Below are 12272 nucleotides of genomic sequence, written 5' to 3' on the forward strand. Positions count from 1 at the left end.
TAAAATGTTCTGTTGTTTTTGCATACCTGAGTATGGTGTGGCGCGGATTATAAAGAGCAATAGCGCCATTGCCTATGGTTATGCATAACATTTTTTTAAAATGAGACGAAGATTAGCAACAGCCCGTATTTCGCATACCGTGTTGATGATGAAAACAGAGCGGGCACTGCTTTTCATCAGACGTAAATGACCAGAAATGACGGTGGCACGTCAGGCAAACGGCTTCATATGCCGGTATGGTCACGCTTTTCGCTGTTCCTTCTGTTAGCGTCACGTTTATCGCCGCATGCTGGCATACCGCTTCGCAGCCGCCGCACCCCGTACAGCGTCCGGTTTCTACGACCAGTTCAGCGTTCTCAAATCGAATCGCGTTTTCCGTACAACTCCGCCAGCACGCGCCGCACAGTACACAAGATTCGGCATCGAGAGTTATCTCTGCCTCGCTAAACGCAGAAAACGCCCTGCGCAGTTCACGCTGACCGGGCACGACGCTACAGACCCGGACATCCTCACGGGGAACGTGCATCAGCGCACGCCGGGCGGTATTAACCTCGTTGACGGGTATATGTTTAAACGCCCACGCCGCTTCACCGCGTCGACGAAGCGCCAGATTCAGCCGGGCAATAGCCAGCAACCAGTCAGGATTCTGCTCCGCGTCGATACTGATAAAACGAACGTGGTACTGCGCATGCCACAGCAGAAGCTCATTCACCCCTGGCGCACGGTCAGTAAACGGCCCAACAAGCGTATCGCCACTCAGAAAGCGTTTTCGCGGCGTGATGCCGGTGATGGCCCCAGCGGGGCAGACGAACAGGCAGTCACCGCATTCAATACAGCGGCTGTCATCAACCGAGACGCCTGAGTCGGTAAAAGAAAAAGCCTGCACGGGACAGACGTCCGCGCAGGCACAGCAGGAAGAGTGGCGAAAACGACGACGGACGCACGCATGCGTCACGTCCATCGCCGGGGCAAAGGTTAATCCGCCCATCAGCCAATACTGAAGAAAACAAAGCGCAGCATCAGCTCACCCACAATTAGCAAGGCGCTGCCCAACAGCATTGTGCCTCGCGCCGCTTTTAAGCCGCCCGCAGCAAAGCACAGCATACCCGCAACGGATACGCACCAGCTCAGCAGATGAACGGTTCGCAGTTGCTCCAGCATCTGTAGCGGTGCGTGAGGGAACGTCACCACGGTGTGGTCCATAGACGTAATATCTGCCAGCCAGACGGGCTGCATCACCAGACGTGCAATCACCAGCAGCGTGATAATGACAATCGCCGCACGCACGGTTGACTGGGAACGCGTCCCAACGGCCATGCAGGCTGAGCCGATAATCCCCACCGAACCGATAAACAGCACCAGAGTGTTAACATGCTGCCATGTCACCACGGATGCGTGCATGTAGATCTGCGCCATGCAGAACACATCCACCAGCCCGACAAGACCTGCCACAACCAGCAGTGGCTTCCAGCCTGGCTTTTTGACAAACATCAGCAGCGTTGCGAAGCCAAGCGCCGCAAGATAAAGACTGGCAAAGATAATCTCACGGCTCAGCCAGGAGCTGGATACGTGGCGCAGCGCGTTAAGAGCATTAAGCGGATAGCCCATGTGCAGCGCGGAGGCGAGCAGCCCCAGGCTCGCCAGCACAAACGCTCCGGCAGCCGGCAGCAGCGCGCTACGTTGCGTGCTTCCGAACGCCAGCCACAGCGTAACGCCAACCGATCCTTGCAGGAACAGCGTAAAAATCAGCAGCGGTAACTCATGCATGACATTTCCCCTCTTTCTCTGCGCCCTGATGCGCTTTGATCACCAGGTTTGGTTTGGTGATGGAGGAATCAGGCAAGCCTTTCACATCACAGACCGCACCATACTTCGCCCGCAGTTCATCAATCGGCCCGAATTTAATCGCTTCGAGTGGACAGGTTGCCACACAGACGGGCTGCTCTCCCTTCGCCTGGAGAACCACGCAGAAATCACATTTGGACATCTGCCCGGTCTGCTCGTTGAGCTGTGGCGCGCCGTAAGGGCAAGACCACGCGCAGTAGCCGCAGCCGACGCACTTATCAGTATCAACGCGCACAATGCCGTCTCCCGGACGCTTGTGCATCGCCGTGCTCGGACAGTTTTTAGTGCAGATTGGGTCTGCACAGTGGTTACAGGAAATAGAGAGCGTGTAGGCAAACACATTGTTGCTGACGCCGCCCTGCCCGGTTGGGATGAAATTCCCGCCATTGACTTCATAAACGCGACGGAAACGACGTCCGACCTCAAGGTTGTTTTTATCTTTGCACGCCACCTGGCATGCCTTGCAGCCCGAGCAGCGAGAAGAGTCGATATAAAAACCCAGCTGTTTGTCGCTCACCGGTGCGTAATGTTTAAACTGACTCATGCTTTAGCTACCTCCACCAGCATGGTTTGATGGGAATTCCCTTTCGCAAGCGCGGTAATACGGGCGGAACTGAGCACGTTCGCGCAGCCGCCTTTATCGATACCCTGCTCGTCCGGCTGCCACCAGGCGCCTGCCTGCATGGCCACCACGCCTGGAATGATGCGCGGCGTGACCTCCGCCGGGATCTCGCAAATGCCGCGCGCGTTATGAATACGCACGGTATCCCCCTGCGCAATGCCGCGCTTTTGCGCATCCTGCGGGTTGATCCACAGCTTTTGCTGCTGCGCCTCAATTAACCACGGGTTGGCGTACTGGGTGGAGTTAGCGCGGTTTTTCCCTTTCCAGGTGATCAGCTGGAGCGGGAAGGTTTTCGCCAGCTCGTCTTCCGGCCCTTCATGGGCAGGCACGTAGTGCGACAGCGCCGGAATTTCCGGGTGATGCATGTCGTACAGACGCTTCGAGAAGATCTCAATTTTTCCGGACGGCGTCGGGAACGGATGATTCTGCGGATCGCGAATGTTGTCTTCAAAGGCAACGTACGGCGCGCTTTTGAAAAGATGCTGACGCGTCTTCTGTAGCGTCGCGAAGTCCGGCAGGTTTTCATCCGGCATGGACAGCCGCGTCTGCTCCCAGATGTGCTCAATCCACGCTTTTTCGTCACGGCCCTCGCTGAACGCTGGCTCGACGCCAAGCTTAGCAGCGACCTCCCGCAGCCAGTCGTAGTCTGAACGGCGTTCGAATTCAGGTTCAATGAGCTTTTCTGACAGGATCAGATAGCTTGCCGTGCCCCAGGTTTCGCCGATATTCCAGCGTTCCATAAAGCTAGTTTCCGGCAAAAGCAGGTCGGCGTATCTGGCGCTAGGCGTCATAAACAGATCGCTTGCGACGATAAACTCGATTTTCGACTCGTCTTCCAGGACACGGGTTGCCTGATGAAGATCCGGGTTCTGGTTAGCCAGATAATTGCCCGCCAGCGAGAACAGGATGCGGATATTGCTGTCCAGCTTCTCAGCATCCTTCAGGCCATCTTCCGCGGTTACCTTAGAAGCATCATCAGCAGCCTGCACCCAGTTCATGACCGAAATTTTGGCTTTGACCGGGTTGTCCGGCATCTCTGGCCCGGCCGCAAATTTGCGGTTTGCGCAGCCTCCATAGCCTGCTGCCCAGCCGCCTTTCACCCCAACGTTACCCGTCAGCGTGGCCAGTATCGTCGAGCCGCGCGCGGTGCGCTCGCCGCAGTTGTGACGCTGCGGTCCCCAGCCCTGGATCAGCGCGGCGGGTTTGGTGGTTGCGTAGTCGCGCGCCAGCTGACGAATAGTTTGTGCAGGCACGTGAGTGATTTTCTCTGCCCACTCGGGCGTTTTCGCCACGCCATCCTTTGCACCGCTCAGGTAAGCCATCAGGGATTCATTGGCCGGAACGCCTTCTGGCATGGCGTCTTCGTCAAAGCCCAGGGTGTAGCGTTGAATAAAGTCGCGATCGTGCAGATTCTCCGTGACGATCACATACATCATCGCGTCCATCAGGGCGTTGTCCGTGGCAGGAAGCAATGGGATCCACTGATCGGCAAGGGAGGAAACCGTATCGGAATAGCGTGGGTCGACAACAATGAAGCGCGTGCCGTTTTGCTTCATCTTCTGGTAGAAGTGGTTGCTGTGCCCGAAGATGGTTTCCGTCGGGTTATGCCCCCAGAGAATGACCAGTTTGGTGTCCAGCAGCGTGTCCAGAGAGCTGCCGCTGGCGGCGGTGCCATAGGTATACGGCGTTGCCGCCGCCGTGTTACCCATACTGACCGAGTGATAGCTTTCGAGATAGCCGCCGGTTAAGTTGAGCAGACGACGAACCATTTTATCGCCGGAAAAGGTCCCGCCGGACACCGCGGTGCCCACATGAACATAGCGTGACGCAGCACCGTATTTTTGCGTAATAGTTTTTAATTGATTCGCAATAAGGGTGGTGGCTTCATCCCAGGTAATACGTTCGAATTTTCCTTCGCCACGTTTACCCACGCGTTTCATTGGATATTTAAGCCGATCGGGATGATAAACAAATTTCCGATAAGCCCGACCCCGAACGCAGGCGCGCATCACTGGCATCGGCGGATCCAGCGCGTTATCCGGTCGCGTTGAAATTCGGGTCACAACGCCATCACTGACGTGAGCACGAATATCACACTTGCCGCCGCAGTCAAACGTACTACAGGTTTGCACCACTTTTTCTTCAGGCGTAGCGTCTGAAACCGCCGCGTCCTGTGCCTGTACTTTGCCGGTTTTGACGACAAACGGCAGGGCGGCGAGCGCCGACCCTGCCTGAATAAAATGACGCCGGGATATGGCGGGAATAAGCCCTTCTCCCTGATGTTTATTTTTTTTCATTGCTCGTTCCTTCAAATAAAAACGCATTCTCGTTTTTTTTCAGGAACGAATATTGATAATTATCAAGCTAACTCTTGAGGAGTAACACTTAGCGATCTAATTTAAAATTCACCGTCGCCGTTTGTCCTGTTTCATCTAATACAATTAATTGATATTTACCAGGCAAATATAATTGCAGTGAATAATTCTTCTGATGCCCGTCCAGCGGTTCGCCATTCAAAAACCACCATCGTTGCCCCTCCCCGCCGCTGGTTGAAACGTTGAGGGTAATATTTTTCTCACCTGGAAGACGTTTAATTACCGCCCCTTCTCTGACGCCTGACAACATCAGCGGCGCCGCATTATGGTTATCCAGCGGAGGGCAAATTGCTGAACGGGCGGGGAGACGAGCAGCCCGTTTTTCGGCAGCAGGCAGCCAGGGCTCCAGCGGCAGCGGCCAGACATCCAGCACTTTTTCTGTCGCATCAGGACAATCCGCCGCAACGCGTTTGCCTTCTTTATCCAGCCAGACCGGGAAACGGATCCCGCGAATACCTTCCTGTTCCGGCAGCAGCAGCGTAGGCGGTTCACTGCCTTCCAGCAGCCAGGTTGACAGCCGACGCCGACAGTTTTCGCTCCCTTCAGGCAGGGACTGGCCCCCCGGCCAGCAAATCACGCCCCGTCCTACGCTTGCGGGACGCGGATCGCGCGGCAGGCGCGCTTCATCCACCATCGAGCGGGACTGAAGCATGTTATTGACCTGATTCAGGAGCGGTACCGCGCTGGCGAAACCAAACTGCCCGGCAACGGGCGTGCCGTCCGGGCGTCCGGTCCAGATTCCGATGACATAGCGGGCATTCAGGCCGATGGCCCAGGCATCCCGGTAGCCATAGCTGGTGCCCGTTTTCCACGCCAGCGGCGCAACCTGGGGCAGCGCACTGTCCGGCAGGGGCTGTGCTTCATTAGCGAGAATGCGACGAATAATCCACGCCGCCCCCTGCGATAACAGCGGACGTTCGATCAGCGGATCGCCCGGCTGTAAACGCAGCCGGCCCGCCTTACCCTGACGCGCAAAGGCGCTATAGGCGGCAGCGATATCAGCCAGGCGTGCGCCTGCGCCCCCCAGGATCAGAGAGAGGTTGGGCTGTGCCCCCGCAGGCAGAATGAGCGGTAATCCCGCGTTGCTCAGCATTCCGGCAAAACGTTTTGGGCCGTACGCTTCCAGAACCTGCACCGCAGGCAGGTTGAGGGAACGCACCAGGGCTTCGCTCATACTGACCGGCCCATGGAAGCCGCTGTCAAAGTTGCCGGGACGATAATCCCCCGTTTTTCTTGGAACATCCTGTAATAACGAAGCGGGATGGATCAGACCATCGTCCAGCGCCATGCCATAGATGAATGGTTTGAGAACCGATCCCGGCGATCGGATCGCATTGACCATATCTACGTGGCTGAAACGGCTGTCATCATTGATATCTACCGAGCCTACCCAGCCACGCACTTTCATGGATGTATGATCCACGACGATCATCGCCAGCGAACTGCGGGCGGGCAGGCGTGATTTCCAGTTCATTGCCAGCTCTTCAAGCTGTCGTTGCAATGCTGCATCCAGCGTGGTGACTATTTTTGTGTCACGACTTTTACTCAGCATCATGCGGGAAAAGAGCGGCGCCAGCTGCGGCATCTGCCGGGGGGCCAGCCAGACCGGCTCTTCACGGGACTCTTTCACCTGCTTCTCAGACCAGACGCCCTGAGTCAGCATGCGGTCGAGTACTTTGTTCCGCGCCGCTTCGGCACGTTCCGGCCAGCGGTCCGGGCGCAGACGGCTGGGTGCCTGCGGCAGCACTGCCAGCAGCGCCGCGTCGGAATAGCTCAGCTGAGACGGCGGTTTGCCAAGGTAAGTCCAGCTTGCCGCGCCCACGCCCTGCAACGTGCCGCCAAACGGGGCACGGTTCAGATACAGCGTCAGGATTTCACGCTTGGAGAGATGCCACTCCAGCTGCATCGCCCGCCACAGCTGACGAATTTTACCGCCAAAGGTTCGCGGATGCGGATCCAGAAGGCGTGCCACCTGCATGGTAAGCGTGCTCCCGCCAGAAACCACTCTCCCGGAGGTGAGATCCTGCCAGGCGGCACGCAGTACAGATAGCGGATTGACGCCCGGGTGATCCCAGAACCAGCGATCTTCATACTGGATCAGCGCCTCAAGATAGCGTGGGGAAACCTCTTTAATGGTAACCGGATAGCGCCAGATGCCTTCGCTGTCGGCAAAACGCCACAACGGAACACCCTGCTCATCCACCACCACTCGCGCAGGGTTGACCTCTTTCAGGGGCAACGGCCACACGCGGTCAGCGACGACAATCAGCCCCCCTGAAACGAGAAGCGCTCCCGCCAGCCACAGCCAGCGGGAGCGAATCAGGCGTGCTATCCGCATCTTACGGAACAACGATCAGCGGGCCACTGGCCGCCCCCGTTGCCCGCCACTGCGGAACGTACATGGACTCGACCATCGGAACAGGCACCTGGTAGGTTCCCGGCGTAACGGCACGGGCCAGGTAAACCAGCGTGACCGGCTGACCTTCATTGACCGGCACCGCGGCCACAAAGCGATCGTCGCGGAATTCCATGTGCTGAATATCAGACTGTTGCATCTGATTCAGCAGGTTTTGCACTTCACTGCCGCTGTCCTGCAAGCTGGCGCTGCTGCTCGCCAGATTCTGGTTTTCCAGCTCCAGACCTGCCGGGAGCAGATCCACCACCAGCGCATCCGGCACGTTCTGGCTGGCCTTCACTTCCAGCCATACCAGAACCAGTTCACCGCTCTTCAGAGAAGAGAGCGACTTGCTGCTGCCGTCTGTCGCCAGGATATGACGTTCAATCTGCAAGACATTAGAGGATGGCTGAGGCGCATACTCCGGATAGCCAGTAGTGTCCAGTCGTACCCACAGCGGCGTAGTGCCGGTATTCGTCATCTTCAACGCACCAATCTGATCGCCGTTCAGGTTTTCTACCTGCGCTTTATCACTGCTTTGGGTCTGTTCAGAGAGAGAGGTCGTTGCCTGCCACGCACCTGACAAGGTTTGCAGTGATCGTCCGGCCAGGAACAGCGCATTGCTCTCCTGGGTAGACAGCCAGCGCTGGCTGAACGCGTCTTCAGATAACGCGTTCAGCAGCCTGTTTTGCGCATCCGGCAGCAGCTTGTACTCTTCCAGCAGGGAGAGCATCAGGGCATTATCACGCAGCTGGCTGCCGTAATCCGCCATCCAGTTTCGGCTGTCGTTACGGGGTGTTTTGAGAGCCAGATCCAGCGCCTGCTGGCTGCGCGGTGCATCCCCCATCAGTTTGAGTGCCATGCCCAGCTGCATCAACGGAAGCCCGGAAGCAGCCTGAGCGTGGCGCTCCCAGATTTCACGCAGCGCACCGAGCGGCGCTTTTTGCTGACGCGCCAGCACCAGCGAAGCATACGCCTGGACAGCAAATTTGCTGGCCTGGGTGTCGTCGCTGTAGCGGATGGACATCATGCCCGGATCCTGTAAATAGCGCAGCAGTCGGCTGTTGGCGTTATTCACCGCCTCGGCAGGCACGCTGTAACCCTGCTCCCCTGCCCGCACCAGGAAGTCCGTGACATAGGCGGTCAGCCAGTACTCTTCCGGGCCGTTTTTATCCCACAAGGCAAAACCGCCATCGTCACGCTGCATTTGCAGCAGACGGGAGATCCCGATATCAATGGCCGCACGGCGTTTATCGTCGGTATCGCCTTTAATGCCCAATGCCTTCAGCTGTGCCGCGTTGGTGTAGAGGGACGGGAACAGGCCGCTGGTGGTCTGCTCAAGACATCCATACGGATAGGCCTGAAGTTCACGTATGTAGCGCGCCAGGTTCAAAGGTGGTTTACCGCTGAGCAACAGCTGCCCCTGTAGCGTGGCAGGCGAGAAACCTTCGATATGCTGTGCTGGCGCACTCCAGGATTCGCCAGGATTCAGCATCGTGCCCGTATTCACGGTTTGCGCCGGGAATGCGGGACGCACGCCAATTTTCCAGCTCTTCTGCTGCGGCGCAAACGTCTCACCTGGGAGCTGAAGGCCCGTCACCTGAGCAGTCACTTGCCCATCGCCATAGCCCTCCAGGGCACGCACCGGTATAAACAGGGTGCTACGTGCGCCAGGCGGCAGCTTAACCGGCTCTGGCTGAGCACCTTCGAGCGACAACTTACCGGCTGCGGTTAACGCAATGTTCAGCGTTTGCGGCTGGTCAGTCAGGTTAGTCAGGTCCAGCGTCAGGCGGGAGGTATCGCCACTTGCGAGGAACCGCGGCGTGTTAAGCTCGGTGATAATCGGAGCCGCCACAATGATTTTGCTTTCGCTGCTGCCGAAATCGTCTTCCGTCCAGGCCTGCGCCATCAGACGCAGTTCACCGTTGAAATCGCCAATCGGCAGCGTGATGGTACCTTCGCCGTTGGCATCAAGCGTAACCGGCTGCGCCTGCTGGGCAATAATGGTGACATGGTTCACCGGTGGCTTACCGCCGCGTTTCAGTTCATCGCCGTCTCCGCCAAAGCGCAGTGCGGCCAGACGTCCCTGACCTTCAATCACCTGGCCGTAAACATCATAGATGTCCGCGCCATAGCGCTTCTGACCGAAGAAAGCTTGCCACGGATCCGGAGTGATGTAGTCGGTAATGTTCAGCACGCCGCTATCGACAGCCGAGACCAGCACGTTCACCTTCTGTGGCACAGCCCCCTCTTTTACGCTGGCTTTCACTTTCACAGAAAGCGTCTGGTTCGGACGCATTTTTTGCGGGTTATCCAGTGCGATGTTCAGGCGACGATTTTCGTCCCCCATTGGCAGATGCAGCAGGCCAACCGCCCGTTTTGGCGTGGCGGATTTTGATTTATCGCCAGGACGAACCACCAGCGTGCTGAGATAGAGATCGTGACGTTTCCAGGCCTTGTCGACCGGGATAGCGAGATCCAGACCGTTAGCCGGTACGTCGATCTCTTTCCACCACAGCGGCCCTTCACTGGACTCGATCATCGCATAGCCCTTGCCTGCGGCCGGCGCGGCGATGTGCAGTTGGATGGTATCGCCTGGCTGATAGGATGGCTTATCCAGTTTCAGCGTCACGCGGTCAGGGCGCGCGGCCCCGGTGCCGTCGCTGTTATCCTGCCAGCTGTAGCCTGCCCAGAAGCGCACGCTGCTGACCATGTCATCAGGGGCTTTCACTTCCAGACGGTATGAGCCCCACTCCACCGGGAAGGTGACTTTACCGGTTTCATCGGCCTTGAGGTTTAGCTCCTGCTCGCCCTCAACCAGATCTTTTTGATCAAACTGAGACTGCCAGCCCTCACTCTCGGACCAGTTCCAGAAGTAGTCACGACGCTCGCGAATCAGTCGTACCTGTAATCCGGAAACGGCCTTTTTGGCTCCGCTGGCATCGGCATAGACGATGTCGAAGCTGGCGTTGCCGTTCTCGTCGACGATCGGCTGGTTGACGGTAGTATCGGTGCGGTAGTCGTAAACCGCCTTGCTGGCGAACTGAGGGCGAATACCCGGCAGCTCAGCCGCCGGCCAGATAGCCTGCTCAGCGCGTCGCGTTACCGGACGCCCACCTGATTCCAGCAGGCTGGCCTGCAAAATCAGTTGCAGCGGCGAGTGCGCCTCTTTCCACTGGCTTTCGGTGGTAACCTGTCCGCGCCCCTGTTCGTCCAGCGTAAGCTGCACTTCATCCAGGCTGCGGCTCAGGTTCTCCTCGGCAATATCACCGAACTGGAAGCCAGGCAGCGCAGGCACCGCGTCACGTAGCGGACGCAGGAAAAGCTGGCCTTGCAGAGAATTGCCGTTAGCTGGCGCGCCGTACAGGTAATAGCCCACAACGTTAAACTCCACATCCTCCTGCGGGGAAACCGGCGTTTTTTGCCCGGTCAGATTCAGCGCCATACGCTCAGGCATAAAATCTTCGACGTGGAAATCCCACATGCGCTGCTGGTTATCCCCCGTATTCGCGCGAATATGCCACATGCCGGTCTGGGCGCCGCTATCAAGCGAATAGTTGAAGCGATAAAGGCCATTCTCAGGTTGCACAACGACCGTACGCGCCACCTGTCCGTCCGGACGCAGCACGTCAAGTTTTACCGGTTGATCGGGAAGCGGTTTGCCATCGCTGTCGCGAAGCAGGCCGTTAAGGATCACCGTTTCACCCGGACGATAGAGATCGCGCGGGCCAAACATAAAGAACTGTTTGCTGTAACCCGGGTTACCGGCGATATCAAACTCCGCCAGATCCAGCGCCGGAAGTTTGAGGTCAAGAAGCGTGGTCTGGCCATCTTTACTGGCAAGGATCAGCGCGGCTTCTTTATCGGTTTCCAGTTTCGCATGACCATCGGCGTCGCTGTTCGCCTCGGCCAGAGTCTGCCCTTTATCGTTCAGAAGGGTAATGGTCACGCCTGACTGCGCCGCACCGTTTTCAAGACTCTGGGTGAAGATGTCCAGGCGGTTATGATAACGGTGAGCGGACAGCCCAATATCACTTAAGGTAAAGAGCGTCGCGGCGTTACTGTAGTTATAGTGACCAGCCTGATTCATCACGGCGATATAGACGCCAGACTGCTGGAGCGGCTTAATATCTTTAAGCGGCAGGAGCAGTTTTTCACGCGTGTTGCGCGCCGGGTTGAGGTCGAAACGGCCGGTGTAGACCAGTTCCGCCATCTTCAGCAGGTTGTCAGATTCCCAGTTGGTCAGCGAGTTACGGTACTCCCACTGGCTGACAAACGAGGCCAGCGACTCCGGCTTAACGCGGTAGAAGTTCACGTCCACATTGTTGACGTTGAGCGCCATCACCGGCAACCCTTCCACCACTTTACCCGGCAGCAGTGATCCGCGGCTGGCGAATCCGACCGTCGGTTCAACATCCCGGGTGGTGATCGCTTTTTCATAGTCAATGCCGAATGTCGCTTTGTTCAGCGCCAGCAAATCACGTTCGACGGTGACAACCAGATTACGATTCGGCTCCAGATGGCGCAGGCGCAGCTCTTTCAGATTGGGGGCCAGTTCCCAGGCGCCGTCCACTTTGCCGCTTTTTTTATCCACCACATGTACCGTTTTCGCAAAATCCTGGCTGGGATCCAGCGGTACAGAGAAGGTCAGAACCAGCGTCGCGGCGCCGTCGAGTTGCACTTCCGAGGCATCCAGCAGCGTCAACGCCTTACCCTGACTCTGCGCGGCCAGCTTAGCCAGCTTTTCAGGATCCGGTGTCGCCGGGGTTTTCTTTTCTGATGCAGTAGACGCTGCGGGGGCAGCGGCCTGAGGTTTGTCGTCGCTGTTATCACAGCCGACAAGCGTAAAGGTGGTGAGCAGCGCGAGAGAGATCGCAGCTAAGCGAAACGGTTTCATCCTGTGTCCCTGGCCTGAGGGGCCTGTTGGTCATCGTCCGGATAAGTATTATCCGCAAGTTTCGTTAATACAAAAAGTCCAATTTTATAATCTGGAAAGCACCTCGCAGAATGGCATCACGCCGCTACGCCGTGATGG

The 12272-nt window shown here is 57.4% G+C and carries 6 protein-coding genes; all 6 read right to left on the minus strand.

What is annotated here, in order from left to right:
- Positions 1-112 precede the first annotated feature (112 nt).
- Positions 113-988 (minus strand): 4Fe-4S binding protein, encoded by an 876-nt coding sequence (locus tag O1724_RS16955; protein ID WP_045336897.1) that lies wholly within the window; start codon positions 986-988, stop codon positions 113-115.
- Entirely contained in the window at positions 988-1767 is a 780-nt protein-coding gene (locus O1724_RS16960) for a dimethyl sulfoxide reductase anchor subunit family protein (protein ID WP_045336899.1), read from the minus strand. The genes O1724_RS16955 and O1724_RS16960 overlap by 1 nt, the downstream gene beginning before the upstream one ends.
- Positions 1760-2389: a DMSO/selenate family reductase complex B subunit gene (locus tag O1724_RS16965; RefSeq protein WP_126296764.1), complete on the minus strand. Its 630-nt coding sequence runs from the start codon at positions 2387-2389 to the stop codon at positions 1760-1762. Before O1724_RS16965 ends, O1724_RS16960 begins: the two co-directional genes overlap by 8 nt.
- A complete protein-coding gene (locus O1724_RS16970) occupies positions 2386-4764 on the minus strand; it encodes a DMSO/selenate family reductase complex A subunit (protein WP_332999646.1) in 2379 nt (792 codons plus the stop codon). Before O1724_RS16970 ends, O1724_RS16965 begins: the two co-directional genes overlap by 4 nt.
- An 88-nt stretch (positions 4765-4852) precedes the next feature.
- On the minus strand, positions 4853-7180 hold the full coding sequence (pbpC, locus tag O1724_RS16975; protein WP_126296766.1) for a peptidoglycan glycosyltransferase PbpC: 2328 nt from the start codon (positions 7178-7180) through the stop codon (positions 4853-4855).
- A 1-nt stretch (position 7181) separates the two neighbouring features.
- Positions 7182-12134 (minus strand): alpha-2-macroglobulin family protein, encoded by a 4953-nt coding sequence (locus O1724_RS16980; RefSeq protein ID WP_126296767.1) that lies wholly within the window; start codon positions 12132-12134, stop codon positions 7182-7184.
- Positions 12135-12272 lie beyond the last annotated feature (138 nt).

This window comes from Enterobacter cloacae complex sp. HYC074_NIDB (assembly GCF_056673345.1).

Coding starts and splice junctions, on each gene's coding strand:
- O1724_RS16970 (WP_332999646.1), bottom strand. CDS start 4,764: ATGAAAAAAAATAAACATCAGGGAGAAGGGCTTATTCCCGCCATATCC.
- O1724_RS16980 (WP_126296767.1), bottom strand. CDS start 12,134: ATGAAACCGTTTCGCTTAGCTGCGATCTCTCTCGCGCTGCTCACCACC.
- O1724_RS16960 (WP_045336899.1), bottom strand. CDS start 1,767: ATGCATGAGTTACCGCTGCTGATTTTTACGCTGTTCCTGCAAGGATCG.
- pbpC (WP_126296766.1), bottom strand. CDS start 7,180: ATGCGGATAGCACGCCTGATTCGCTCCCGCTGGCTGTGGCTGGCGGGA.
- O1724_RS16965 (WP_126296764.1), bottom strand. CDS start 2,389: ATGAGTCAGTTTAAACATTACGCACCGGTGAGCGACAAACAGCTGGGT.
- O1724_RS16955 (WP_045336897.1), bottom strand. CDS start 988: ATGGGCGGATTAACCTTTGCCCCGGCGATGGACGTGACGCATGCGTGC.